22 protein-coding genes and 3 pseudogenes are annotated in these 23,982 nt (G+C 73.2%); 15 read left to right on the forward strand and 10 right to left on the reverse strand.

All coding sequences use genetic code 11. The annotated features are described in order from the left end of the window. Nucleotides 1–7: 7 nt before the first annotated feature. A complete protein-coding gene (locus KBB57_RS10775) occupies nucleotides 8–1,009 on the forward strand; it encodes a DMT family transporter (RefSeq protein ID WP_290749755.1) in 1,002 nt (333 codons plus the stop codon). Nucleotides 1,010–1,109: 100 nt separating this feature from the next. On the opposite strand, the gene KBB57_RS10780 is transcribed toward KBB57_RS10775, so the two are convergent. From KBB57_RS10780 to KBB57_RS10800, 5 genes are all read right to left on the reverse strand, one after another. Further along, nucleotides 1,110–1,610, reverse strand: a complete 501-nt coding sequence (locus KBB57_RS10780) for a hypothetical protein (RefSeq protein ID WP_290749758.1) — start codon at nucleotides 1,608–1,610, stop codon at nucleotides 1,110–1,112. After that, nucleotides 1,610–1,840: a hypothetical protein gene (locus tag KBB57_RS10785; RefSeq protein ID WP_290749760.1), complete on the reverse strand. Its 231-nt coding sequence runs from the start codon at nucleotides 1,838–1,840 to the stop codon at nucleotides 1,610–1,612. The genes KBB57_RS10780 and KBB57_RS10785 overlap by 1 nt, the downstream gene beginning before the upstream one ends. 133 nt (nucleotides 1,841–1,973) lie before the next feature. Continuing rightward, nucleotides 1,974–2,645 (reverse strand): TMEM175 family protein, encoded by a 672-nt coding sequence (locus KBB57_RS10790; protein WP_290749763.1) that lies wholly within the window; start codon nucleotides 2,643–2,645, stop codon nucleotides 1,974–1,976. After that, nucleotides 2,642–3,745, reverse strand: a complete 1,104-nt coding sequence (locus KBB57_RS10795) for an alpha/beta hydrolase (RefSeq protein WP_290749765.1) — start codon at nucleotides 3,743–3,745, stop codon at nucleotides 2,642–2,644. The genes KBB57_RS10790 and KBB57_RS10795 overlap by 4 nt, the downstream gene beginning before the upstream one ends. Before the next feature lie 236 nt (nucleotides 3,746–3,981). Beyond that, nucleotides 3,982–4,167, reverse strand: a complete 186-nt coding sequence (locus KBB57_RS10800; RefSeq protein WP_290749768.1) for a hypothetical protein — start codon at nucleotides 4,165–4,167, stop codon at nucleotides 3,982–3,984. A gap of 107 nt (nucleotides 4,168–4,274) precedes the next feature. Here KBB57_RS10800 and KBB57_RS10805 point away from each other — a divergent pair, with 107 nt between their 5' ends. The 3 genes and pseudogenes from KBB57_RS10805 to KBB57_RS10815 form a co-directional block, all read left to right on the forward strand. Next, nucleotides 4,275–7,082 carry an error-prone DNA polymerase gene (locus KBB57_RS10805; RefSeq protein ID WP_290749771.1) on the forward strand — a complete coding sequence of 936 codons (2,808 nt, stop codon included), beginning with the start codon at nucleotides 4,275–4,277 and terminating at the stop codon, nucleotides 7,080–7,082. Nucleotides 7,083–7,502: 420 nt separating this feature from the next. Next, nucleotides 7,503–8,909, forward strand: coding sequence for a UDP-N-acetylmuramoyl-L-alanine--D-glutamate ligase (gene murD / locus KBB57_RS10810; protein ID WP_290749774.1), 1,407 nt, complete (start codon nucleotides 7,503–7,505; stop codon nucleotides 8,907–8,909). A gap of 9 nt (nucleotides 8,910–8,918) precedes the next feature. After that, a pseudogene (locus KBB57_RS10815) lies at nucleotides 8,919–9,100 on the forward strand (5-deoxy-glucuronate isomerase); the annotation flags it as partial. Between the two features lie 94 nt (nucleotides 9,101–9,194). Here KBB57_RS10815 and ccoS read toward each other — a convergent pair. The 4 genes and pseudogenes from ccoS to ccoG form a co-directional block, all read right to left on the reverse strand. Then, nucleotides 9,195–9,350: pseudogene (gene ccoS / locus KBB57_RS10820) on the reverse strand (cbb3-type cytochrome oxidase assembly protein CcoS); the annotation flags it as partial. Beyond that, nucleotides 9,347–11,566 (reverse strand): heavy metal translocating P-type ATPase, encoded by a 2,220-nt coding sequence (locus KBB57_RS10825; RefSeq protein WP_290749777.1) that lies wholly within the window; start codon nucleotides 11,564–11,566, stop codon nucleotides 9,347–9,349. The pseudogene ccoS and the gene KBB57_RS10825, both read right to left, overlap by 4 nt. A 242-nt stretch (nucleotides 11,567–11,808) precedes the next feature. Beyond that, complete coding sequence (locus KBB57_RS10830) at nucleotides 11,809–12,288, reverse strand: FixH family protein (RefSeq protein WP_290749779.1); 480 nt, start codon at nucleotides 12,286–12,288, stop codon at nucleotides 11,809–11,811. After that, nucleotides 12,285–13,715: a cytochrome c oxidase accessory protein CcoG gene (gene ccoG / locus KBB57_RS10835; protein ID WP_290749780.1), complete on the reverse strand. Its 1,431-nt coding sequence runs from the start codon at nucleotides 13,713–13,715 to the stop codon at nucleotides 12,285–12,287. The genes KBB57_RS10830 and ccoG overlap by 4 nt, the downstream gene beginning before the upstream one ends. Nucleotides 13,716–13,890: 175 nt before the next feature. On the opposite strand from ccoG, the gene KBB57_RS10840 reads away from it, so the two are divergent. From KBB57_RS10840 to KBB57_RS10880, 10 genes and pseudogenes are all read left to right on the forward strand, one after another. Then, a complete protein-coding gene (locus tag KBB57_RS10840; RefSeq protein WP_290749782.1) occupies nucleotides 13,891–14,097 on the forward strand; it encodes a DUF3008 family protein in 207 nt (68 codons plus the stop codon). Nucleotides 14,098–14,254: 157 nt separating this feature from the next. Beyond that, entirely contained in the window at nucleotides 14,255–14,623 is a 369-nt protein-coding gene (locus KBB57_RS10845) for a MerR family DNA-binding transcriptional regulator (protein WP_290749853.1), read from the forward strand. 13 nt (nucleotides 14,624–14,636) lie between these two features. Beyond that, entirely contained in the window at nucleotides 14,637–16,394 is a 1,758-nt protein-coding gene (locus KBB57_RS10850) for an acyl-CoA dehydrogenase C-terminal domain-containing protein (RefSeq protein ID WP_290749785.1), read from the forward strand. 81 nt (nucleotides 16,395–16,475) lie between these two features. Then, nucleotides 16,476–17,111 (forward strand): glutathione S-transferase family protein, encoded by a 636-nt coding sequence (locus tag KBB57_RS10855; RefSeq protein ID WP_290749787.1) that lies wholly within the window; start codon nucleotides 16,476–16,478, stop codon nucleotides 17,109–17,111. A gap of 18 nt (nucleotides 17,112–17,129) precedes the next feature. Then, nucleotides 17,130–17,687, forward strand: a complete 558-nt coding sequence (locus KBB57_RS10860; RefSeq protein WP_290749790.1) for a Uma2 family endonuclease — start codon at nucleotides 17,130–17,132, stop codon at nucleotides 17,685–17,687. A 35-nt stretch (nucleotides 17,688–17,722) separates the two neighbouring features. Continuing rightward, nucleotides 17,723–18,937, forward strand: a complete 1,215-nt coding sequence (locus KBB57_RS10865; protein ID WP_290749793.1) for an acetyl-CoA C-acetyltransferase — start codon at nucleotides 17,723–17,725, stop codon at nucleotides 18,935–18,937. Nucleotides 18,938–19,044: 107 nt separating this feature from the next. Further along, a pseudogene (locus tag KBB57_RS20115) lies at nucleotides 19,045–19,155 on the forward strand (cupin domain-containing protein); the annotation flags it as partial. A 70-nt stretch (nucleotides 19,156–19,225) separates the two neighbouring features. Then, nucleotides 19,226–19,396, forward strand: coding sequence for a hypothetical protein (locus KBB57_RS10870; protein WP_290749796.1), 171 nt, complete (start codon nucleotides 19,226–19,228; stop codon nucleotides 19,394–19,396). Nucleotides 19,397–19,529: 133 nt separating this feature from the next. Next, complete coding sequence (locus KBB57_RS10875; RefSeq protein ID WP_290749799.1) at nucleotides 19,530–20,009, forward strand: cupin domain-containing protein; 480 nt, start codon at nucleotides 19,530–19,532, stop codon at nucleotides 20,007–20,009. Then, the gene (locus tag KBB57_RS10880; protein WP_290749802.1) at nucleotides 20,009–20,470 is read left to right on the forward strand and encodes a cupin domain-containing protein; all 462 of its coding nucleotides are present in this window, start codon (nucleotides 20,009–20,011) and stop codon (nucleotides 20,468–20,470) included. Before KBB57_RS10875 ends, KBB57_RS10880 begins: the two co-directional genes overlap by 1 nt. Before the next feature lie 408 nt (nucleotides 20,471–20,878). Here the strand turns inward: KBB57_RS10880 and KBB57_RS10885 are convergent, their stop codons facing one another. After that, nucleotides 20,879–21,430, reverse strand: a complete 552-nt coding sequence (locus KBB57_RS10885) for a VPLPA-CTERM sorting domain-containing protein (protein WP_290749805.1) — start codon at nucleotides 21,428–21,430, stop codon at nucleotides 20,879–20,881. A gap of 233 nt (nucleotides 21,431–21,663) precedes the next feature. Here KBB57_RS10885 and KBB57_RS10890 point away from each other — a divergent pair, with 233 nt between their 5' ends. After that, nucleotides 21,664–23,862, forward strand: coding sequence for a 3-hydroxyacyl-CoA dehydrogenase NAD-binding domain-containing protein (locus KBB57_RS10890; protein ID WP_290749808.1), 2,199 nt, complete (start codon nucleotides 21,664–21,666; stop codon nucleotides 23,860–23,862). The last annotated feature ends 120 nt before the right edge of the window (nucleotides 23,863–23,982 follow it).

Here is a 23,982-nt window from a genome sequence, read left to right on the forward strand (position 1 = left end):
TGGCGCGATGAGGGCGCCCGCGGCCCCGCGCAGCGCCAACACCCGGGGGGCGCTGTTCGCGCTCGCCGCCTTCGCGATCTACTCGACCCACGACGTGGTGGTGAAGACGCTCGGCGGGACCTACTCGCCGTTCCAGCTGGTGTTCTTCTCGACGCTCTTCGGTTTCCCCATCGTCACCGTCATGCTGATGCGCGACCGCGAGGAGGCGAACCTGCGGCCGCGGCGGCCGCTCTGGACCGGGATGCGCACCGCCTCGGCGATGATCACCACCTCCTGCGCCTTCTACGCCTTCTCGGTGCTGCCGATGGCGCAGACCTATGCGATCATCTTCGCCGCGCCGCTCCTGATCACCATCCTGGCGATCCCGATCCTCGGCGAGAGCGTCGGCTGGCGGCGCGGGCTCGCCGTGGCCGTGGGGCTCGTCGGCGTCGTCGTCGTGCTGCAACCGGGCACGACCGCCTTCTCGCCCGGGCACCTCGCCGCTCTGGCCGCGGCGATCTTCTCCGCCGTCGCCGCGGTCATCATCCGCAAGATCGGCGGCGAGGAGCGCAGCGCCGTGCTGCTCCTCTACCCGATGATGGCGAACTTCCTGGTCATGGCCTGCGCCATGCCCCTCGTCTACCGGCCGATGCCGGCGCTGCACCTCGGCGGCATGGCGACGATCGCGGCGCTGGGGTTCTGCGGCGCGATGTGCCACATCGCCGCCTATCGCCGCGGCCGCGCCGTGGTGGTGGCGCCGATGCAATACTCGCAGATCCTGTGGGCGGCGCTCTACGGGGCGCTGTTCTTCGGCGAGACCCCCGACCGCCACACCGCGATCGGCGCCGCGATCATCATCGCCTCCGGCCTCTATGTCGTGCTGCGCGAGGAGCGGCCGAACGTCTCCCGCCACCGGCCGGTGCTGCGGACGATGACGCGCTCGGTCGCCGGGACCTACCCGCGGATCGGCGCCCTCTTCCGGCTGGCCGCGGACGACGACGCCGACGGCCCGCCGGACGGAAAGGGCTGACGGCCGCCTCATCCGCCGGCTGCTCGCCTCGCCCCGAGGTCGGGCGCACTGGTCCGGCGCAACCGCCACCGCGAAGGGTCGGCCGGCCGGGGCGAGCGCCTCAGTCCCGCGGCCGGCGGCGGCGGGGCGGCGGGTCGTAGTCGTCGCGCTCGTAGTCCTCGTCGCGCCGCCGCCGGCGGTTGCGGCGGCTCCGGCGGAACATCGTGACCGCGGTCAGCAGCCCGGCCGCGGCCGCGACGAGCCCTCCGCCCCCGCGGATCGCGATCGGCGCCGCGCTGAGCAGCGCCGCCTGCACCATGCGCTGGTCCTGCTGCTGCTGCCGCGCAAGCCGCGCGGCGTGCCGGCGCGCCTCGGCCCGCATGAGGACCAGGACGACGACGACCCCGAGGGCGGAGACGCCGGCCATGATCCCGAGCGCCGGCAGCGTGCCGAGGCGCTGCGCCAGCGCGACCGTGGCGAGCGCCAGCAGAAACACCAGCGTCATCAACGCGAACACGGCGAGCAGGACGACATGGGTCGCCCGGAGCCGCGCATGGTCGCCATAGAGATGCAGGCGGCGGGCCGCCGCCGCCTGCAGGAGGCGCAACGCCTGGAGGAGCATCAGCGCCGGAGGATCAGGCCGAGGACGAACCCCGCGAGCGCCGCGAAGCCGAGGCTCCGCCACGGGTTGGCGCGGGCCTCCGCGGCGATGTCCTCCTCGTAGCGCTTCAGCTCCGCGCCGAGATCGCCGGCGAGGCTCCTCGCGCGCTCGACGGCGGCGGCCTCGGTCGACTTCAGCCGCTCGCCCAGCGCGCGCACCTCGGATTTCAGGGCCGCAAGCTCCTCGGACAAGGCGTCTCCTCCTTCGCTGGTCGTTTTGGTCGTCTCAGTGGCTTCGGTGTCTTCGGCTCGGGCTCGTGCCGCCATGTCTCGGGGCCTCCGTGGGGTCTCGCTGACGCATGAGCTAGCAGGCCGCAGCCTGAGGTCAATTCGTCTCGTCGCCGCCGCCACGGGCGAACTCCGGCGGAATGCGGCGGTGGATCCAGGCGCCGAGCGGGATGGTGACCAGCCACGACAGGAGCGCCAGCGTCGGATCGACGAAGGCGAGCGGCAGCGACGCCAGCATGACGACGACCGGCATTCCCGCGGCGACGTAGCCGAAGCGCACGGCCTCGGGCGAGAAGCCGACGCGGGTATGCCCGCCCCGCACCGCCACGGCGTAGAGCGCCACCTCCAGCCCGCTGATGATCGCCATGCAGACGGCGAAGACCACGAAGCCCACCGGGTTGTCCTCGTGCTCGCTGATCATCGCCACCGCGTAGGGCATGAAGGCGACGAAGGCGAGATAGAGCAGGTTGATGGAGATGAGCGTGCGGTCGATGCTGCGCAGGCTGGCGAAGAAGTCGTGGTGCGCGAGCCAGTAGCGCCCGAGCAGCAGGAAGCCGAGGAAGAAGCCGAAGATGTGCGGCCAGGACGCGAGGATCGCGGCGAGGAGCGCCCGGGGATCGGCGGTCTCGATCTCGGGCGGCGAGAGCTCGACCACGAGCAGCGTCATGGCGATGGCGTAGACCGCGTCCGAGAAGAACGAGACCCGGTCGAACTCGAGGCCGGGGCCCTCGCGCCGGTAGCTTCCGGGCGGCGGGGGCGGGCGGGTCATCCCGCGAGCCGCGCGTCGAGGAAGGCGGCGATCTCGGCGAAGGCCTCGGCCGTCTCGGGCACGAAGGGCTCGAGAAACTGGGCGTGGCTCTGGCCCTCGAGGACCTGCAGCGCCGCGTCGACGCCGGCGGCGCGCAGCCGGCGATGGACGCGGACGGCGTCGCTGAGCAGGAGGTCGCGCGTCCCGCTGGTGACGATCGCCGGCGGCAGCCCGACGAGGTCGCCGAAGAGCGGCGAGATCAGCGGATCCGCGAGGCTCCGGCCCCCGGCGTAGAGGGGCGCGGCCGCGCCGACCCAGCCGGTGGCGGCGACGAGCACGTTGTCGACGAAGGCGTTGGCGGCGAGGCTGTCGCCCGCGCCGGTCAGGTCGGCCCAGGGCGTCCCGGCGGCGATGGCGGCGGGGAGGGGGCCGCCCTCGGCCTTCATCCGCAGCATCAGCGCCAGCGTCAGCCCGCCGCCGGCGGACGATCCGAAGACCGCCATCGTCCGGGGATCGCGTTCCCCGGCGAGCGCGCGCCAGACCGCCGCCGCGTCGTCGAGCGCGGCGGGGAAGGGATGGTCGGGGGCCATGCGGTAGTCGACCGAGACGACCTCCGCGCCCGCGAGGCCCGCCATCAGCATGGCCTCGCCCGCCCCGGCCTCGCCGGGGAAGAGCACGTAGCCGCCGCCATGCAGGTGCAGGAGCAGCCGGCCGGCCCAGGCGGGGGCGACGGCCGGCGGGCGGATGCGGAAGACCGGGACGCCGGCGATCGTGTCGGCGGCGACGGCGAGGCCATAGCTCGATTTCAGCCGGGCGATGTCCGGCGCGGCGGCCTCGGCCGAGGCGGCGGCCATGGCGCGCCAGCCGGCGGCGTCGGCCGGGATCGCGTCCCATCCGGGCGCGAGCGGGCGGGCGATCACCGCCTGCAGCTCCGGGCTGACGTCCGTGGGCGTCGGCAACGGCCGCGCCGGGACGATCCGGCCCCCGGCCGGCGCGGTCGGGTCCGCCGCAGCGGGCAGGCTCTCGGCCACGGCCGCGCCCGCCACGGTCGCGGCCGCCGCGGCGAGGGCGGCCCGGCGCGACAGGGAGGTCCGGAATTCGCCCACGTGCGAAGAGGTCATGCCGTTTATATCATTCAATAAAGACAGAATTCTGGTTTAGCGGAGCCTTGCCGGACCCGGGGGGGGGACGGGCCTTCGGGATGGGGGATCAAGGCGACTCTCTCCGTCATCGCGAGCGCTACGGAGCCTGTCACGAATCGGCGGCCGCGTCACGACGGGACCGGCGCCGGCACGGGAGTCGCGTCAAGGGTTTCGGCCCGGGCGAGGCGGCGCGCCGCGCGCCCGGGCCGTGAGGATCAGCTGGCGTTGGGGCCGCGCAGGATGCGGATCTTCTCGCGCACCTTGCGCCACTGCTCGGCCTCGTCCCCAGCGCCCCGGGCCTCGCAGTCGCGCGCCTTCTGGGCGGCCTCGTATTCGGCCCTGTCGCCGCTCGCCGCATAGAGCCGGCGGGCGTAGTCGTCGATCTGAACCGGGATGTTCACGATTTATCCTCCCCCACGGTCGGTCGGGGTGGTACCCTAACACGATTCGCACCTCATGGCGCCGCTGAACGGCGCCGCGATGACGCAGCCGTTACCGACCCGCGACCATGGCCTTCTCCGAGCTCTGCGCCACCTCGAACTTCACCTTCCTCACCGGCGGCAGCCATCCGCAGGAATACGCCGAGCGCGCCATCGAGCTCGGCCTATCCGCCCTCGCCATCGCCGACCGCAACTCCGTCGCCGGGCTGGTGCGCGCGCACCGGGCGCTCCGGGGCGCTGCCCGCGACGGCCTCGCCCCTCCGCGCCTCGTCCCCGGCGCGCGGCTGGCGCTGGCCGAGGGGATCGAGGTCACCGCGCTTGCCCGCGACCGCAGCGGCTGGGCGCGGCTCTGCCGGCTCCTGACCCTCGGCGCGCGGCGGGCGAAAAAGGGGCAATGCCTGCTCCACCTCGCCGACCTGACCGACCTCGAGGCGCTCCACCTCCTGCTGCACCCGCCGGCGCTTGGCCGAGACCTCCGCGCCTGGCTGCCCCTGGCGCGCCGCTTCGCCCGGGCGCATGGCCACGCCCATCTCGTCGCCGCGCCCCGCTACGACGGACAGGACGCGGCGCGGCTCGACCGGCTGGCCGGGCTCGCCCGCCAGCTCGGCCTGCCGCTTGTCGCCTCCGCCGAGCCGGTGATGCATCACGGCGGCCGCCGGCGGCTGGTCGACGTGCTGACCTGCATCCGCGACGGCCTGCGCATCGACGACCTCGGCCGGGCGGCGCTCGCCAACGCCGAGCGACGCCTGCGCTCCGAGGCGGAGATGCTGGCGATCTTCGGGCCGCACGCGGCGGCGGTGCATCGCGCCGGCGAGATCGCCGAGGGCTGCCGCTTCTCCCTCGACGAGCTGCGCTACGAATACCCCCGCGAGATCCGGGACGGCGAGGACCCGCAGGCCCGCCTCGTCCGCCTGACCGCCGAGGGGCTCGCCGGGCGCTACCCCGCCGGCGTGCCGCAGGCCTGGCGCGCCCAGGCCGACCGCGAGCTGGAGCTGATCGCCCGCAAGGACTACGCGCCGTTCTTCCTGACCGTGCATCACATCGTCGCCTTCGCCCGCTCGCGCGACATCCTCTGCCAGGGCCGCGGCTCGGCGGCCAACTCGATCGTCTGCTACGCCCTCGGCATCACCGCCATCTCGCCCGAGATCGGCAACATGGTGTTCGAGCGCTTCGTCTCCGAGGCCCGCGACGAGCCGCCCGACATCGACGTCGACTTCGAGCACGAGCGCCGCGAGGAGGTGATCCAGTACGTCTACGACCATTTCGGCCGCCACCGCGCCGGGATCTGCGCCACGGTCATCCACTACCGCGGCAAGCGGGCGATCCGCGAGGTGGGCGCGGCGATGGGGCTCTCCCGCGACACCGTGGCGGCGCTGTCGAGCCAGATCTGGGGCTGGGGCGGCACGGGAATGCCGCGGGAGCGGCTGGTCGAGCTCGGGCTCGACCCCGACGAGCCGCGGCTGGCGCTGACCATGCAGCTCGTCGACGAGATCATCGGCTTTCCCCGCCACCTCAGCCAGCATGTCGGCGGCTTCGTCATCACCGAGGGCCCGCTCGGCGAGCTCGTGCCGATCGAGAACGCGGCGATGGAGAACCGCCAGGTCATCTGCTGGGACAAGGACGACATCGACACGCTCGGCATCCTCAAGGTCGACGTGCTCGGCCTCGGCATGCTCACCTGCATCCGCAAGGCGCTGGGGTTGATCGCCGACCACCACGGCGTGCGGCACAGCCTCGACACCCTGCCGGAGGGCGACCCGGAGGTCTACGAGATGCTCGGCCGCGCCGACGCCATCGGGGTCTTCCAGGTGGAGAGCCGCGCGCAGCTCTCCTTCCTGCCGCGGATGAAGCCGAAGATCTTCTACGACCTCGTCATCGAGGTGGCGATCGTCCGGCCCGGCCCGATCCAGGGCGGCATGGTGCATCCCTACCTGCGCCGCCGCCGCGGCGAGGAGGCGCCCGACTATCCCGACGGCCCCCTGCACGACGTGTTGAGGCGCACCTACGGCGTGCCGCTCTTCCAGGAGCAGGCGATGCAGATCGCCATCGTCGGCGCCGGCTTCACCCCCGACGAGGCCGACAGGCTGCGGCGCTCGCTCGGCACCTTCAAGGGCGACGGCACGGTCTACCGGTTCCGCGAGCGCTTCCTCGAGGGCATGGCCCGCAACGGCCACGACCCCGACTTCGCCGCGCGCTGCTTCTCGCAGATCGAGGGCTTCGGCAGCTACGGCTTCCCCGAGAGCCACGCCGCCTCCTTCGCGCTCCTCGTCTACGCCTCGGCCTGGATCAAGCGCCACTATCCGGCCGCCTTCGCCTGCGCGCTCCTCAACGCCCAGCCGATGGGGTTCTACGCCCCGGCCCAGATCGTGCGCGACGCCCGCGCCCACGGGGTGGAGGTGCGCCCGGTCTGCGTCAACGCCAGCTTCTGGGACAACACGCTCGAGCCCGACGGCCAGGGCGGGACGGCGCTGCGGCTCGGCTTCCGTCAGATCAAGGCGATGCGCGAGGAGGACGGGCTCTGGATCGCCGCCGCCCGCGGCAACGGCTATCCCGACGTCGAGGCGCTCTGGCGCCGCGCCGGGACCGAGCCGCGGCTCCTTGCCGCGCTGGCCGAGGCGGACGCCTTCGCGAGCCTCGGCCTCGGCCGGCGCGAGGCGCTGTGGGCGGCCCGCGCCATCCGCTCCCGCACCCCGCTGCCGCTCTTCGAGGGGCTCGACGGCGAGGGCCCGGAGGGGGCGGTCCGCCTGCCGCCGACCACCCTCGGCGAGGAGATCATCGCCGACTACGCCGCGCTCCGCCTGACGCTGCGGGCCCACCCGATGGCCCTCCTCCGCCCCCTGCTCACCCCGCCCCCGGAGGCCTCCCGCAAGGGCTGACCGGGACCGATCAATGCGACTCCCGCGTCTCCGGGCGCCTGCGGCGTTTTCCCGGCGGCGACGTTGGTCCCACGACGGCGCCCGCCGGGTGACATGCGCATGTCACCCGGCTCGACGCGGAGCGGTAGCGGCGGGGACGGCGGAACCTCGAAGTGAGTCGAACGGCGTCGCGAAATGCGGCGCTGATAACTGTGCAATGATTTTCACCGTTCATATTCAAAATATTTCGAAATATGTTTGCGCGCAAATCAGAAACTATCCGAAATCAAACGTGCATTTTCAAGACAGGAACGCACTTCATCTTTCCTCCCGCCGATCCGCGGCACCAACCGCCGCCCCGCCGGCGCACGCCGGAGGGGCCGGCTTGCGCCGGCCAACAGGCTCTGCGACACCTGCGCGCGAGGACGGCTGAGGGCTTCCATGATACCTGTGCGCGGATACCAGGGCCACAAGGTCGCGGTTCTGGGGCTCGGCCGCTCGGGCCTGCCCACGGCGCGGGCGCTGCGGGCCGGAGGCGCCGAGGTCGTCGCCTGGGACGACGGCCCCTTGGCCCGCGCGACGGCCGAGGCCGAGGGCTTCGCCCTCGCCGACCTGCGCCGCCCGGGAGCCTTCGACGCCGTGAAGGTGCTGGCCGTCTCGCCGGGGATCGCCCATCTCTACCCGGCCCCGCACCCGGCGATCGTCGCCGCCTGGGAGGCGGGCGTCGCCGTCGACAACGACATCGGCCTCTTCTTCCGCTCCTTCGCCACGCCGGCCTGGGACGCCTTCGACCGCACGCCGCAGGTGGTCTGCGTCACCGGCTCGAACGGCAAGTCCACCACCACCGCGCTCGTCGCCCACGTGATCGAGACCACCGGCCGGCCGGTGCAGGTCGGCGGCAACTTCGGCCGCGGCGTCCTCGACCTCGACCCGGCCGGGGACGGCATGGTCGTGGTGCTGGAGCTCTCCTCCTACCAGATCGACCTCGCCCGCGCCCTGCAGCCCGACGTCGCCATCTTCCTCAACCTCTCCGACGACCACCTCGACCGCCACGGCGGCCGCGGCGGCTACTTCGCGGCGAAGCGCCGGCTCTTCACCGAGGGCGGCCCGGCGCGGGCGATCATCGGCGTCGACGAGAACGAGGGCCGCCACCTCGCCAACGTCATGCGCGAGGACCGCGGCTCCGGCGACCCGGTCGTCCAGGTCTCGGTGACCCGCAAGCTGCCGGGGACGGGCTGGAACGTCGTCGCCCGCAAGGGCTTCCTCGCCGAATGGCGCGGCGGCCGCCAGGTCGCCGCCTTCGACCTCCGCGGGATCGCCCGGCTGCCGGGCGCCCACAACCACCAGAACGCCTGCGCCGCCTACGCCGCCGCGCGCCACCTCGGCATGGCGCCGAAGGCGATCGAGGCGGCGCTGGCGAGCTACCCCGGCCTCGCGCACCGCTCCGAGCTGGTCGCCGAGTGGCGCGGCGTGCGGGTGGTCAACGACAGCAAGGCCACCAACGCCGACGCGGCCGAGAAGGCGCTCGGCAGCTTCGAGCGCGTCCGCTGGATCGCCGGCGGACGGCCAAAGGAGGGCGGCATCGAGAGCCTGCGGCCGTGGTTCGACCGGGTGGCCAAGGCCTACCTGATCGGCGAGGCGGCCGAGGATTTCGCCGCCACCCTCGGCGACACCCCGCACGAGATCTCCGGCACGCTCGACGCCGCCGTCGCCGCGGCGCTGGCCGAGGCGGAGCCGGGCGACGTCGTGCTGCTCGCCCCGGCCTGCGCCAGCTTCGACCAGTACGCGAGCTTCGAGCACCGCGGCCGCGCCTTCGTCGCCGCGGTCCGGGCGCGGACGGACGGCTGAGGGGCCGCCCTGTGCCTGCCGAACGGCACGGACTGGACCGCCGCCGAGACCGACTGCATCCTCGCCGTCTGCGCCGCCCCCGGCCGCGGCGGCCACCCGGCCCGGCGCCTCGGGCCGGACGGGATCACGCTCGCCCGGCGCGGCAAGGGCGCCAGCGCCGCCACATCAACATCGCCATGGAGGCCGAGGACGTCGCCGGCGGCCGATCCCGGGGCTGATCCGGGGCGATCACCGGGAGCCGGTGTCGGGGCGGTCGGATGCTGTGCTGCGGGCGGGGGTCGGGTCGGGAGCGGGGTGGTCGTCGTAGCGGCCGGAGAGGACGCGGGTGGCCTGGCCCTCGGGGTCGTCGTACTGGTTCCTGCGCAGCAGCCAGAGGAAGCCGGCGAGGCCGACGCCGCCGAGGAGGAGCGACGCCGGGATCAGGATGACGAGGACGTTCACCGCCGGCCTCCGCCGAGGCGGAAGGCGTTGAGGCAGACGGCGAGCGAGCTGCCCGACATGGCGAGCGCGGCGAAGAGCGGCGTCACCAGCCCGGCGAAGGCGACGGGGACGGTGATGACGTTGTAGGCGAACGCGAAGACGATGTTCTGGACGATGCGGCGGCGGGCCGCGACGGCGACGCGCCAGGCCTCGGCGACGGGCGAGAGGCGCGAGCCGACCACGATCATGTCGGCGGCGCTGCGGCTCGCGTCGACGGCGGAGGCGGGCGAGATGGAGACGTGGGCCGCCGCGAGGGCGGCGGCGTCGTTGAGGCCGTCGCCGACCATCAGCACCCGGCGGCCCTCGGCCCGCAGCGCGTCGAGATGGGCGACCTTCTCCTGCGGCGTCGCGCCGGCGATCCAGTCGGCGATGCCGACCTCGGCGGCGAGCGCGGCCACCGGGCCGGGCGCGTCGCCGGAGAGCAGCGTGATCGGCAGGCCCGCGGCGCGGAAGGCGGCGACGGCGGCGGCGGCGTCGCCGCGCGGCTCGTCGGCGAAGAGGAAGGCGACCGGGGCGGCGTCGCCGACGCGGAGCCAGGCGACGGTGTGCGCGCCGCCGGAGGGCGCGCCGATCCATTCGGCGCGGCCGAGCCGGACCGGCGCGCCGTCGACGACGCCAGCGGCGCCGAGGCCGGCCTGCTCGGTCACGTCGGTTGCGCGAGGCACGTCGAGGCAGGCGGCCGCGGCGGCGGAGGCGACGGCGCGGGCGATGGGGTGGGCGCTGTCCTCGGCGAGCGCGGCGGCGAGGGCGAGGTCGCGGCGGGAGAGCGCCTCGGCGTTGACGAGGACGGGGCGGCCGGTGGTGAGCGTGCCGGTCTTGTCGAAGACCACCATGTCGATCTCGGCGAGGCGCTCGAGGGCGGCCCCGTCCTTGAGGAGCACGCCCTCGCGGTAGAGCCGGCCGGAGGCGGTGGTGAGCACGGCCGGCACGGCGAGGCCGAGGCCGCAGGGGCAGGTGATGATCAGGACGGCGGCGGCGACGTTGGCGGCGAGGCGCCAGTCGTGGGAGCCGAGGCCCCAGACGAGGAAGGCGAGGATGGCGAGGGCGTAGACCATCGGCCCGTAGATGCGGGCGGCGCGGAAGGCGAGCGTGGCGTAGCGGGTGCGCGAGCGCTCGGCGGCCTCGACGAGGCGGCCGATGCGGCGGAGGAGCGTGTCCTCGCCGAGCGCGTCGGCGCGGACCTCGATCGGGCCGGCGAGGTTGGTCATGCCGGCGCGCACCTCGGCGCCGGGGCCGACGGCGGCGGGCATGGTCTCGCCGGTCAGCATCGAGGCGTCGACGTCGGAGCGGCCGGCGACGATCGTGCCGTCGACGGGCACGCGGGCGCCGACTGGGACGGCGATCAGGTCGCCGGGGCGGAGCGCGTCGACGGGCACGGTCTCGCGGCCGCCGTCGGGGCGGATGCGGGTGGCGAGGCGCACCTCGAGCGCGGCGATCTCGGCGGCGGCCGAGCGGGCGGCGGCGCGGGTGCGGTGGGCGAGGTAGCGGCCGACCAGCAGGAAGAAGGTCAGCATGATCGCCGCCTCGAAGAATGCCTGCCGGCCGCCGAGGATGGTCTCCCAGAGCGAGACGGCCGCCGCCATGAGGATGGCGGTGGAGATCGGCACGTCCATGTCCATGCGCCGGGCGGCGAGGCTGCGGGCCGCGGAGGCGAAGAACGGCCAGGCGGAGAAGAGGACCGCCGGGAGGGCGATGGCGGCGGAGACCCAGTGCATCAGGTCGCGCGTCGAGTCGGCGGCTCCGGACCAGACGGCGATCGAGAGCAGCATGACGTTCATCGAGGCGAAGCCGGCGACGCCGATGCGGGCGAGGAGGTCGCGGCCCTCGGCGTCGATGCGGGTGGCGTCGAGGGCGGCGGGGTCGAGGGAGCGGGCGGGGAAGCCGCGGCGGGCGAGGGCGGCGATCAGGCGGGCCTCGGTTCCGGGCAGATCCTCGGCGGTGACGGCGACGCGCCTCAGCCCGAGATGGACGCGGGCGGCGGCGACGCCGGGCTCGGCGGCGAGGGTGGTCTCCACCCCGTCGATGCAGGCGGCGCAGTGGATGCCGGGAAGCGCGAGGTCGAAGCGGCGGAGCGCAGCCGGCTCGGCGGCGCGGCCGGCGGCGGCCGGCGCCGGCTCGGGCGCGGCGGCGCAGGCGGGGCAGGCGGCGAGGGCGGGGAAGGCGTCGTCGGGGGTCATCGGACGAGCCCCGTGGGCCGGGCGCGAGGCGCGGCTCGCGGGTATGGGCAGGCGGCGGCGCCAAGCCCGGCGGCCGGCGCCGGGTGGGGCGCGGGGGCGAGGGCGGGGCGGGCGTCGTCGGGCGTCATCGAGCCAGCCTCATGGGTCGGGCGGCGAGGCGCGGCTCGCGGCGGGGGCGGGCGCCGGCGCCGGGCGGGACGCGGGGAGCGGGACGGGCGGCGGCGGGGGTCATCGCGGGAGGCTCATCGGGCGGGCGCGAGGAAGAGGGGCTCGCGGCGGTGGTAGGCGGCGCCGTTGGCGGCGACGGCGTCGATGCGGACGGTCCAGACGCCGTCGGCGAGCGGGGCCGCCGCGGTCCAGCCGCGGGGGGTCTCGACGAGGTCGAGCGCGAGGTCGTCGCGGACGGTGGTGGGGCGGCCGACCACGACGGAGAGCGAGGCCGGGCGGACGACGTGGCCGGCGGCGTCGGCGATCTCGACGGTCAGCGCGCCGTCGGCGTGGTCGAGGGTCAGGGTCCAGCCGAGCGCCTCCTGGGCGCGGCGGTCGTGGTCGAAGGTCTGGCTGGACACGTAGCTGTTGTCGACGACGACGCCCGAGAAGGTCTCGACGGCGAACCAGGCGAGCAGGACGTTGACGCCGATGATGACGCCGAAGGCGGCGAGCGCGACGGCGAGGACGTGCCGGCCGGTGATCGGCCGGGGCGGGTTGGCGGACCGGGTCACTGGCCTTTCCCCGTGAAGACGGTGGCCTCGCGCGCCTGCCGGCCGCTCCCGGTGTCGTCGACGACGATGTCGACCGGGGTGAGCCCGCCGGCGGCGGCGGGGCTGGCCGGCGGCGCGGTCAGGTAGGCGCGCTGGCGGAAGGTGGTGTCGGCCGGGACGGTGACGACGAGGCCGTCGAGGCCCTGGAGCTCGAGGTGGATGGGGTCGGCGCCCTCGACGGAGAGGCGGAAATCGCGGTCGTAGCCGGACATGTTGCGCAGGCGCAGCTCGTAGGCGTTGCGCACCGAGCCGTCGGAGAGGGTGATGTTGACGGGGTTGCGCACCTTCTCGATCGAGAAGGTGAGGTCGGTGCGCAGGAAGAGCGCGGTCACGAGCGCGAGGCCGATCCCGGACCAGAGGGCGAAGTAGACGAGGATGCGCGGGCGGAAGATGCGGCGGACGACCGGGGTGTGCGGGCCGCCGGCGGCCTCGGCCTGCAGGTCGTGCAGGGTGACGTAGTCGATGAGCCCGCGCGGCTTGCCGATCTTGTCCATGACGTCGTCGCAGGCGTCGATGCAGAGGGCGCAGGTGATGCAGCCCATCTGCTGGCCCTCGCGGATGTCGACGCCGGTCGGGCAGACGTTGACGCAGGCCGAGCAGTCGATGCAGTCGCCGAGGGTCTCGGCATGGGCGCCCTTGCGGTGCTTGCCGCGGGGCTCGCCGCGCCAGTCGCGGTAGGCGACGGTCAGGGTCTCCTCGTCGATCATCGCCGACTGGATGCGCGGCCAGGGGCACATGTAGATGCAGACCTGCTCGCGCATGAAGCCGCCGAAGACGAAGGTCGTGGCGGTCAGGATGGCGACGGTGGCGTAGGCGGTGACGGGGGCCTGGAAGGTGAGGAACTGCCGGGCGAGGGTCGGCGCGTCGGCGAAATAGAAGATCCAGGCGCCGCCGGTGGCGATGGCGATCAGCAGCCAGATCGTCCACTTGATGGCGCGCTTGCGAATCTTCTCGGGGCCCCAGGGTTGATTCCACAGGCGCACGCGGGCGTTGCGGTCGCCCTCGATCCAGCGCTCGACGAGGATGAAGAGGTCGGTCCAGACGGTCTGCGGGCAGGTGTAGCCGCACCAGACCCGGCCGAGCGCGGCGGTGAAGAGGAAGAGGCCGAGGCCGGCCATGATGAGCAGGCCGGCGACGAAGTAGAACTCCTGCGGCCAGATCTCGATGAAGAAGAAGTAGAAGCGCCGGTTGGCGAGGTCGACCAGCACGGCCTGGTCGGGCAGGTTCGGGCCGCGGTCCCAGCGGATCCACGGGAGGATGTAGTAGATCCCGAGCGTGACGCCCATGATCCACCACTTGAGCGTGCGGAACTTGCCGTAGACCCGGCGGGGGAAGATGGGCTCGCGGGCGGCGTAGAGCGGCGGCGGCTCGGTTGTGGAATGGGTCAAGGGTCGGCGCTCCAGGCTGCTGGGCCGACGTTACATCTAGGCAGGGGGCGGCGCGACTTCGTTGATCGGGATCAAGCTTCGTCGCGCCGCCCCGCTCACGAGAGCGGGAGCGGGGCGGGGAACGGACCGGCCGCGGCGCGGTTGTCGGCCACGCCAGCGGCGACAGGAGGACGACATGCCTGCGAAATCGAAGGCCCAGCAGAAGGCGGCGGGGGCCGCGCTATCGGCGAAGCGGGGGGAGACGCCGGTCTCGAAGCTCAAGGGGGCGGCGCGCGAGATGGAGGAGTCGATGACCGAGAAGGAGCTCGAGGACTTCGCCTCCACCAGCCGCAAGGGCAAGCCGGAGCACGTCGCCGACAAGAGGGGCGACAAGAAGAAGTGACGCCCGGCGGATGACGTCGCGTCAGGTTGACGCGAACGTAAGCTTTTCGCCTTGCGTGACGCGCGACCCCCGGCCATCTTCCGCGGGACGACTGGCGGAGGCGCGGGACGTGGCGGGCGCGGACGACGAGATTGCGGGGCTCCTCGGCATCGGGGAGATGTGCGCGGAGTTCGGCGTGACGCCGCGGACGCTGCGCTTCTATGAGGCGAAGGAGCTGATCTTCCCGATCCGGGAGGGGCAGAGGCGAATCTACGACCGGCGCTGCCGGGCGCGGCTGAAGCTGATCCTGCAGGGCAAGCGCTTCGGGTTCAGCCTCGAGGATATCCGCCAGCTCCTGGAGCTCTACGACCTCGGCGACGGGCGGGCGACGCAGCTGGCGCGGACGATCGCCATCGGGCAGGAGCGGCTGCGGGCGATGGAGGCGCAGCGCGACGAGCTCGGCCTCGCCATCGAGGATTTGCGGCGGCAGCTCGACTGGGGCCAGCGGACGCTTGCGGAGCGCGGCGTCGCGCTCGCGGCCGGGTGAGGGGAACGACGCGATGACCGCCTATACGCCGCCGCTCACCGACCTGGAGTTCATCCTGCACGACGTGCTCGGGATCTCGGCGCTGCCGACGCCGGGCTTCGCCGATCTCGACCGGGAGACCACCGCGGCGATCTTCGAGGAGGCGGGCAAGCTCGCCCGCGACGTGCTGGCGCCGCTGAACGCGGTCGGCGACCGCGAGGGCTGCCGCCTGGAGAACGGCGTGGTGCGCACGCCCGAGGGGTTCAAGGCCGCCTATGACGCGGTCGCCGAGGGCGGCTGGATCGGGATCGACCTTGCCGAGGAATACGGCGGGCAGGGGATGCCGCACATCCTCAACACCGCGATCGGGACCATGCACGCCGCGGCGAACATGGCGCTCAACATGTACTGGGGCCTGAGCCACGGCGCCTACAACGCCATCGCCGCCCATGCCAGCGACGAGCTGAAGGCGCGGTGGCTGCCGAAGCTCGTCACCGGGGAATGGTCGGGGACGATGAACCTGACCGAGCCGCATTGCGGCACCGATCTCGGGCTTTTGCGGACGAAGGCCGAGCCGCAGGCGGACGGGAGCTATCGCGTCACCGGGCAGAAGATCTTCATCTCGGCGGGCGAGCACGATCTGACGGAGAACATCGTCCATCTGGTGCTGGCGCGCATCCCGGGGGCGCCGGAGGGGGTGAAGGGGATCAGCCTGCTGATCGTGCCGAAGTTCCTGGTGACGGAGGACGGCGCGCTCGGGGAGCGCAACGGCGTCTCCTGCGGCAAGATCGAGGAGAAGATGGGCATCCACGGGAACGCCACCTGTGTGATGAACTACGACGGCGCCACGGGCTGGCTGGTCGGCGAGCCGCACAAGGGGCTGCGGGCCATGTTCACGATGATGAACGAGGCGCGGCTGGCGGTGGGGGCGCAGGGGCTGGCGCAGGGGGATGCGGCGTATCAGATCGCGGCGGCCTATGCGCGGGAGCGGCTGCAGGGCCGGGCGGTGGGCAAGCCGGCGAACCCGGCGGGGCCGGCGGATCCGCTGATCGTGCATCCGGACGTGCGGCGGGCGCTGATGGACCAGCGGGCGTTCATCGAGGGCGGGCGGGCCTTCCTGCTCTGGGCGGCGAGCCTGATCGACCAGGCGCAGCGGACGGGCGACGCCGGGGCCGAGGGGCTGGTTTCGCTGCTGACGCCGGTGGTGAAGGGATTCCTGACCGACAAGGGCTTCGAGGGCGCGGTGCAGGCGCAGCAGCTCTTCGGCGGGCACGGCTATATCGAGGAGACCGGGGCGAGCCAGTTCGTGCGGGATGCGCGGATCGCGATGATCTACGAGGGCGCGAACGGGGTTCAGGCGCTGGATCTGGTCGGGCGCAAGCTCGGCGCGGACGGCGGGCGGCATGTCATGGCGTTCTTCGAGATCGTGAAGGGCTTCATCCGGGAGAGCGCCGGCGAGGAAGGCATGGCGGAGTTCGTCGAGCCGCTGAAGGCGGCGTCGAAGGACCTCCAGGCGGCGGCGACGTTCTTCGTGCAGAAGGGCATGAAGGACCCGAACGAGGCGCTGGCGGGGTCGACGGACTTCCTGCACCTGTTCGGGCTCGTCGGGCTCGGGCTGATGTGGGCGCGGATGGCGCGGGCGGCGCTGGGGCGGGACGACGATTTCGGCCGCGCCAAGCTCGCCACGGCGCGCTACTACATGGCGCGGACGCTGCCGGAGACCGGGCTGCGACTGGCGCGGATCCAGTCGGGCGCGGGGCCGGTCATGGCGCTGCCGGCGGAGGCGTTCTGAGGGCTAACACGCGTGATAGGCGTCTAACATTCTGATATGTCCTGCTAAATTCGCTAACGTGCAAGATCGGATGGGGACGGGATGAGCGAGTATCGGCTGCACTGCTTCGCCCAGTCGGGCAATTCCTACAAGGCGGCGCTGATGCTGGCGCTGAACGGCGCGGACTGGGAGCCGGTCTTCGTCGACTTCTTCGGGGGCGAGACGCGGACGCCGGAGTATCGCGGCGTCAACGAGATGGGCGAGGCGCCGGTGCTGGAGCACGGCGAGCTGCGGCTGAGCCAGTCGGGGGTGATCCTCGACTACCTAAGCCAGCGGTTCCGCGACTTCGCGCCGCAGTCGGAGGCGGACCGGCGCGAGGTGCTGCGCTGGACGCTGTGGGACAACCACAAGCTGACCTCGTATATCGCCACCTACCGGTTCCTGACGAACTTCGTGCCCGAGGCGAAGCGCGACGCGGCGGTGAACGCCTGGCTCGACGGGCGGGCGAAGGCGGCGCTGAAGGTGCTGGAGGGGCATCTGGAGGGGCGGGACTGGATCGTCGGCGACCGGCCGTCGACGGCGGACCTGTCCTGCGTGGGGTATCTCTACTTCGGCGACGAGTTCGGCCTCGACGAGGCGGCGCATCCGAACATCGTGCGCTGGCGGGCCGGGATCGCGGCGCTGCCGGGGTGGAAGCACCCCTATGAGCTGATGCCGGGACATCCGCGGGCGTCGTAGCGGGAGGACGGGACGGCCATGGAAGAGCCGAGGCGCCGGAGGTTCGACGCGGACGAGTTCATCGCCTGGGGGCTGGAGCAGCCGGAAGGGCGGTATGAGCTGTCGCACGGCGAGGTCGTGCGGCTCGGTCCCGATCGCGTGGACCATGCGCTGGTGAAGGGGGATGTCTGGGTCGCGCTGCGCGCTGCGGTGCGGGCCCGTGGCCTCGAGGGCGAGGCGCTCCCGAACGGGATGGCGGTGCGCGTGGGCGCGGACAGCGTCTATGACCCGGATGCGTTGCTGCGGTGCGGTGCGCGGCTGCCGGGGGATGCGGCGGAGATCGCGGATCCTGTCGTGGTGGTCGAGGTGGTCTCGCCGGTGGTGCGGGGGATCGACGCCGGGGCGAAGCTCTACGGCTATTTCGGCCTGCCGAGCCTGCGGCACTATGTGATGGTGCTCACCGGGGACCGGGCCGTCGTGCACCATCGGCGCGGCGCGGCTGGGGTGATCGAGACCCGTTTCCTGCGGGAGGGGACGCTGGAGCTCGACCCGCCGGGGATCGAGATCGAGGTGGCTGACATGCTCGCGAGCCTTTGAGCGGCGCGGGCGAGGGTTCAGGGAAGGGGCGAGGCGTGACCGAGGCCTATATCTACGACGCCGTGCGGACGCCGCGGGGCAAGGGGCGGGCGGACGGGAGCCTGCACGAGGTGACGTCGCTCAGGCTGTCGGCGCTGACGCTCGACGCGGTGAAGGCGCGGAACGGGTTGCCGGAGAACGCGGTCGAGGACGTGATCTGGGGGAACGTCACCCAGATCGGCGAGCAGGGCGGCTGCCTCGCGCGGTCGGCGGTGCTGGCGAGCGGGATCGGCGAGGGGGTGCCGGGGCTCGCGATCAACCGCTTCTGCGCGAGCGGGCTGGAGGCGGTGAACCTCGCCGCCGGGCAGGTGAGGGCCGGGGTCGGCGAGGGCTATGTCGCCGGCGGGGTCGAGATGATGAGCCGGGTGCCGATGGGCTCGGACGGGGCGGCGATCGCGGTGGATCCGTCGCTGGCGTTCCGCAGCTATTTCGTGCCGCAGGGCATCTCGGCGGACATCATCGCCACGGAGTTCGGGTTCAGCCGGGACGATTGCGACCTGCTGGCGGTGGAGAGCCAGCGGCGGGCGGCGCAGGCCTGGGCGGAGGGGCGGTTCGCGCGGTCGATCATTCCGGTCGACGACGTGAACGGGCTGCGCATCCTCGACCGCGACGAGCACATGCGGCCGGAGACGGACATGCAGTCGCTCGGGGCGCTGAAGCCCGCGTTCAAGGAGATGGGCGAGGGGATGCCGGGCTTCGACGCCGTGGCGCTGCTGAAGTATCCGCATCTGGAGCGGATCGAGCATGTCCACCATGCGGGGAACAGCTCGGGGATCGTCGACGGGGCGGCGGCGGTGCTGGTGGGGTCGAGGGCCTTCGGCGAGCGGCACGGGCTCGCGCCGCGCGCGCGGGTGCGGGCGACGGCGCGGGTGGGGACCGACCCGACGATCATGCTGACCGGGCCGGTGCCGGCGACGCAGCGGGCGCTGGCGGCGGCGGGGATGACCGCCGGCGACGTCGACCTCTTCGAGGTGAACGAGGCGTTCTCCTCGGTGGTGCTGCGCTTCATGCAGGCGTTCGGGGTGGATGCGGACCGGGTCAACGTCAACGGCGGGGCCATCGCGATGGGGCATCCGCTGGGGGCGACGGGGGCGATCCTCATCGGGACGCTGCTCGACGAGCTGGAGCGGACCGGCAAGGGCGTCGGGCTGGCGACGCTCTGCGTGGCGAGCGGCATGGGCGCGGCGACGGTGATCGAGAGGGTGGCGTGACCGTCCTCGGCCCGGGCGACGCGCCGGACTGGGACAGCCACCCGGACCATGTCGTCGCGGGCCGCGGGATCATGCAGCTCCTGTCCGACGCCGGCGGGCTGACGCGGATGGGGGTGCGGCGGCAGGTGCTCGACCCCGGGGCGCGGACCTCGGAGCCGCACTGGCACGAGCAGGAGGACGAGTTCCTGTACGTGCTCGAGGGCGAGGTCACGGTGATCGAGGACGGCGCGGCGGCTGGGGCCGGGGGACTTCGCCTGCTGGCCGGCGGGCGTCGCCGTCGCGCATACGGTGGAGAACCGCTCGGACGCGCCGTGCGCGTTCCTGATCGCCGGCTCGCGGCCGGTGGAGGACGTCTGCCACTACCCGGAGGTCGGCCATCGCCTCGACACCACCGCCGAGGGCTGGCGCGTGGTCGAGGTGGCGACCGGCAAGGTGCTGCGGGGAGGGAGGTTCGACTGATGGGGGTCATCGTCGGCTCGCGGCCGGTGGAGGACGGCTGCCATTGTGCGGAGGTCGGCCGTCGGCTCGGCGCCACGGCCGGGGGCTGGCGGGCAGCGGCTGGCAGGGCGCCGCGGGGAGGGGGGGGCCACTGATGGGGGTCATCGACAAGGCGGCGGCGCCGCTGAGGACGGGGTCGATCTATCCGGAGCCCTTCGCGTCGATGATGCGGGGGCGCTCGTCGCTGCGGCTCGGCGAGGCGGGCGGGCTCACGCAGTTCGGGGTGAACCTCGTCATGCTGGAGCCCGGGGCGGTGTCGTCGCTGCGGCACTGGCACGAGAAGGAGGACGAGTTCGTGTGGATCGTCTCGGGCGAGCTGACGCTGCGCCAGGACGGCGGCGAGACGGTGATGCGGCCGGGGGATTGCGCGGCGTTCCGGGCCGGCGACACGGACGGGCACTGCTTCCGCAACGATACGGACGCGCCGGCGTCGTTCCTGGTGGTGGGCACGAAGGCGAAGGACGAGGTGGCGCATTACTCGGACGTCGACTTCGTGCTGGCGATGCGCGACGGCAAGCCGGTCTTCCTGCGCCGCGACGGGTCGGTGTGGACGCCGGACGGGAGCGGCGGCTGATGCCGCGCGTGGCGATCGGCGACTGGGTCGAGGAGGGGGAATACGTGCATCCGGCGATCGGGGCGCGGCTCGCCCCATATGCGCACCGGGTGATCGGCGATGCGGCGGGGCTGACGCAGTTCGGCGCGCATCTGGAGCGGCTCTACCCGGGGGCGCGGTCGAGCCTGCGGCACTGGCATTCGGACGAGGACGAGATGGTGCTGGTGCTCGAGGGCGAGGTGGTGCTGATCGAGGACGTCGAGACGGTGCTGCGCGCCGGCGACGCGGCGGCCTGGCGCGCCGGCGACCCGGTGGGGCATTGCCTGGAGAACCGCTCGGACCGGCCGGCGGTCTACCTGACGGTCGGGACGCGGGCGGCGCGGGACGTGGTGAGCTATCCCGACGACGACCTGGTGACGCGCAAGGACGGCGCGCGGCGGCGCGACGAGCGGGCGGACGGCACGCTCATCGGGGAGCGCTGAGGAATGCGGCGCGGACAGGAGCGCCCCGGCATCCATGCGGGCCTGCATGCCGGGCGGCGGCGGGACACTGTCGCGCCGGCGTACGACGACGGTGTGGGCGCGGGATCGTGCGCGTCCTGCTCTCCCCGCCCTCGCTCCGCCACGGCCGACGACGTTGGCGCGTGCGCGGGACTGCGCGCGTCGGCGACCCTCCGGCGGCCGGCGGTGCGGGACGACGATGCCTGCGCGCGCGTGGGACTGCGCGCGGGAAGGGGTATTCGCGCCGGCGCCAAGGCGCCGCGGGACGACGCTGGCGCGGGCGCGGGACTGCGCGGCGCGCCGGCGCCGCGCGGGCGGGCCACTGCTCCTCGCGACCGTGCGGGATTGCTGCGCGCCGCCCGGGCGGGGGCGCGCAGTGCGGTGGCAGGCTCAGGCCTTGCGGCGGCGCAGGAAGGCGCCGGCGGCGGCCATGCCGCCGAGCATGAGCGGCAGCGCCGCGGGCAGCGGCACGGGCGCGGCCGTCTCGTTGAACTGGAAGTTGTTCCACGAGTAGCCGGCGCCGGTCGAGCTGTCGGCGAGGAGCAGCCGGCTGATGCCGCCGAGCGCGCCGAAGCTGAAGACGCCGTCCGCCTCGATCTCGATTGCGCCAAGGAGCGCGTTGGTGGCGCTGAACGCCTGGGCGAGGACGAAGTCGCCCGCGTTGAAGCCGTTGGCCTGGAAGCTCAGGTCCGACACCTCGGAGTCGAAGTCGATGTCGAGGTCGGCCTCGCAGTTGAACGCGAGGTTGAACGCGCAGATGCCCTGGCCGGCGATGTTGAAGAGGTCGTCGCCGCCGCTGGTCAGCGTGGCGTTGGAAAGGACCAGGACCGGGTCTCCGAGCCGGCCGAGCGGCAGGCCGGAAAAGTCGAGCGTCGCCGCGCCGGCGGGTGCGCCGATCGTCAGCGCCACGGCGACAGCCTTGGCGATCGTAAGGGTCTTCATCGGTTACAACTCCCTTGTGAATATGGGCTGCTTCAGCAACGGCATCGTAACCCGGGCAGGCGCTCACGAAGAAGCGCGCGGTGGCGTAAAGCGGAACTTTCAACCGGCAGTTACGCGTTAACCATTTTCATGGTCGTGACGGTAACGGCTGGAGGCGGGCGGCGTCGCATTTCGCGACAGCGCCGTGCAATCTTTCGTGCGGAACGGAAAAGGCTGGCGGGAAGGGCCCGGCGATGAGCGAATCATTTACCATGAGCGTGGACGCCGACGGCGTCGCGACGATCGTCTGGGACCTGGCCGGTCGCTCGATGAACGTGCTGACCGAGGCGGGCATCGTCGAGCTCGGCGACTGCCTCGAGCGGGCGCTGGGCGACCCGGCGGTCAAGGGGGTGGTGATCACCTCGGCCAAGGCGGATTTCGCCGGGGGCATGGACCTCGGCGTGATCGCGCGGATGAAGGAGGCGGCGGGCGCCGACCCGGCGAAGGGGGTCTTCGACGGGGTGATGGCGCTCCACGGCCTCCTGCGGCGGATCGAGCGCGCCGGGATGGATCCGAAGACGCTGAAGGGCGGCAAGCCGGTCGCCTGGGCGAGCCCGGGCCTCTCCGCCGGGATCGGCACGGAGATCGGCCTCGCCTGCCACCGGCGCTTCCTCGCGGACCGGCCGGGCGCGAAGGTCGGGCTGCCGGAGATCCTCGTCGGCATCTTCCCCGGGGCCGGCGGCACGACGCGGCTGACGCGGATGCTGGGCGTCATGGCCGCGGCGCCGGTGCTGCTCGAGGGCAGGATGCTGGAGCCGAAGGCGGCGAAGGCCGCGGGGCTCGTCGACGAGGTGGTGGCGCCCGGTGAGCTGCTGGCGGCGGCGAAGGCCTGGGTGCTGGCGGCGAGGCCGGAGGAGATCGTCAAGCCCTGGGACGCGAAGGGCTACAAGTTCCCCGGGGGCGCGCCCTATTCGGCGGGCGGGTTCATGACCTTCGTCGGGGCCTCGGCGATGGTCCATGGCAAGACGCAGGGCGTCTATCCGGCGGCGCGCGCCATGCTGTCGGCGATCTACGAGGGCGCGCTCGTGCCCTTCGACACGGCGCTGAGGATCGAGGCGCGCTGGTTTGTCGGCGTGCTGATGAACCCCTCGTCGGGGGCGATGATCCGCTCGCTCTTCCTCAACAAGCAGGCGCTGGAGAAGGGGGCGAACCGGCCGAAGGTCGGCGACGAGAAGGTGCGCAGGCTCGGGGTGATCGGCGCCGGGATGATGGGCGCGGGGATCGCCCATGTCGCGGCCGAGGCCGGGATCGCGGTGGTGCTGATCGACCGCGACCAGGAGGCGGCGGACCGGGGCCGGGCAGGCGTCGAGGGGCTGCTAGCCGATGCGGTGAAGCGGCGGCGTCGCAGCGAGGCGCAGGCGGCGGAGACGCTGGCGCGGGTGACGGCGACCGCGGATTTCGCGGCGCTGGCGGGCTGCGACCTCGTGGTGGAGGCGGTGTTCGAGGACCCGGCCGTGAAGGCGGAGACGACGCGCCGGGCCGAGGCCGTGCTGGAGAAGGGCGCGATCTTCGCCACCAACACCTCGACGCTGCCGATCACCGAGCTCGCGAAGGCGTCGCGCGATCCGGCGGACTTCATCGGCATCCACTTCTTCTCGCCGGTCCACAAGATGAGCCTCGTGGAGATCATCCGCGGGCGGGAGACCGGGGACCGGGCGGTGGCCAAGGCGCTCGACTTCGTGCGGCAGATCCGCAAGACCCCGATCGTCGTCAACGACGCGCGGTTCTTCTACGCCAACCGCTGCATCATCCCCTACATCAACGAGGGGGTGCGCATGGTCGCCGAGGGGGTGGAGCCGGCGCTGGTCGAGAACGCGGCGCGGAGCCTCGGGATGCCGCTCGGGCCGTTGCAGCTCGTCGACGAGACCTCGATCGACCTCGGCGTGAAGATCGCGAAGGCGACGCGGGCGGCGATGGGCGCGGCCTATCCCGACGGCGCCGCCGACGCGGTGCTGTTCGCGCTGGCCGACGAGGGCAGGCTGGGGCGCAAGGCGAAGGCCGGGTTCTACGCCTATGACGACAAGGGCAAGCGGCAGGGCCTGTGGCCGGAGCTGCGGCGGCGCTGGCCGGCGGCGGAGGCGCAGCCGGAGGCGGCCGAGGTGCGGCTGCGGCTCGGCATGATCCAGGCGCTGGAGGCGGTGCGGGCGCTGGAGGAGGGGGTGCTGACGGACATCCGCGAGGGCGACGTCGGCGCGATCCTCGGCTGGGGGTTCATGCCGTGGACGGGCGGGCCGTTCGGCTGGCTCGACATCCTCGGGGCCGCGCGGGCGGTCGAGATCTGCGACGAGCTTGCGGCGCGCCACGGCCCGCGCTTCGCCGCGCCGGCGCTGCTGCGCGAGATGGCGGCGAAGGGCGAGAGCTTCTACGGCCGGGCTATGGCCCAGGCGGCGTGATCGCGGCCTGACTCAGCGAGGCCGGCCGCCCCCCGGGCGGGCCGTGGGCGCCTTGAGGCGGGCGCGTCGGGACCGAGGCGGGTCGGGCCGCCGCACTGACGCGCTGCGCCGCGGCCCGAG

Origin of the sequence: Amaricoccus sp. (genome assembly GCF_017993425.1) — a bacterium.
GTDB lineage: Bacteria > Pseudomonadota > Alphaproteobacteria > Rhodobacterales > Rhodobacteraceae > Amaricoccus.

Excerpts from the sequence above, each read along its gene's own strand:
- KBB57_RS10775 (WP_290749755.1), top strand. The coding sequence starts at position 8 with ATGAGGGCGCCCGCGGCCCCGCGCAGCGCCAACACCCGGGGGGCGCTG.
- KBB57_RS10780 (WP_290749758.1), bottom strand. The coding sequence starts at position 1,610 with ATGCTCCTCCAGGCGTTGCGCCTCCTGCAGGCGGCGGCGGCCCGCCGC.
- KBB57_RS10790 (WP_290749763.1), bottom strand. The coding sequence starts at position 2,645 with ATGACCCGCCCGCCCCCGCCGCCCGGAAGCTACCGGCGCGAGGGCCCC.
- KBB57_RS10795 (WP_290749765.1), bottom strand. The coding sequence starts at position 3,745 with ATGACCTCTTCGCACGTGGGCGAATTCCGGACCTCCCTGTCGCGCCGG.
- KBB57_RS10805 (WP_290749771.1), top strand. The coding sequence starts at position 4,275 with ATGGCCTTCTCCGAGCTCTGCGCCACCTCGAACTTCACCTTCCTCACC.
- murD (WP_290749774.1), top strand. The coding sequence starts at position 7,503 with ATGATACCTGTGCGCGGATACCAGGGCCACAAGGTCGCGGTTCTGGGG.
- KBB57_RS10825 (WP_290749777.1), bottom strand. The coding sequence starts at position 11,566 with ATGACCCCCGACGACGCCTTCCCCGCCCTCGCCGCCTGCCCCGCCTGC.
- KBB57_RS10840 (WP_290749782.1), top strand. The coding sequence starts at position 13,891 with ATGCCTGCGAAATCGAAGGCCCAGCAGAAGGCGGCGGGGGCCGCGCTA.
- KBB57_RS10845 (WP_290749853.1), top strand. The coding sequence starts at position 14,255 with ATGTGCGCGGAGTTCGGCGTGACGCCGCGGACGCTGCGCTTCTATGAG.
- KBB57_RS10850 (WP_290749785.1), top strand. The coding sequence starts at position 14,637 with ATGACCGCCTATACGCCGCCGCTCACCGACCTGGAGTTCATCCTGCAC.
- KBB57_RS10855 (WP_290749787.1), top strand. The coding sequence starts at position 16,476 with ATGAGCGAGTATCGGCTGCACTGCTTCGCCCAGTCGGGCAATTCCTAC.
- KBB57_RS10860 (WP_290749790.1), top strand. The coding sequence starts at position 17,130 with ATGGAAGAGCCGAGGCGCCGGAGGTTCGACGCGGACGAGTTCATCGCC.
- KBB57_RS10875 (WP_290749799.1), top strand. The coding sequence starts at position 19,530 with ATGGGGGTCATCGACAAGGCGGCGGCGCCGCTGAGGACGGGGTCGATC.
- KBB57_RS10880 (WP_290749802.1), top strand. The coding sequence starts at position 20,009 with ATGCCGCGCGTGGCGATCGGCGACTGGGTCGAGGAGGGGGAATACGTG.
- KBB57_RS10885 (WP_290749805.1), bottom strand. The coding sequence starts at position 21,430 with ATGAAGACCCTTACGATCGCCAAGGCTGTCGCCGTGGCGCTGACGATC.
- KBB57_RS10890 (WP_290749808.1), top strand. The coding sequence starts at position 21,664 with ATGAGCGAATCATTTACCATGAGCGTGGACGCCGACGGCGTCGCGACG.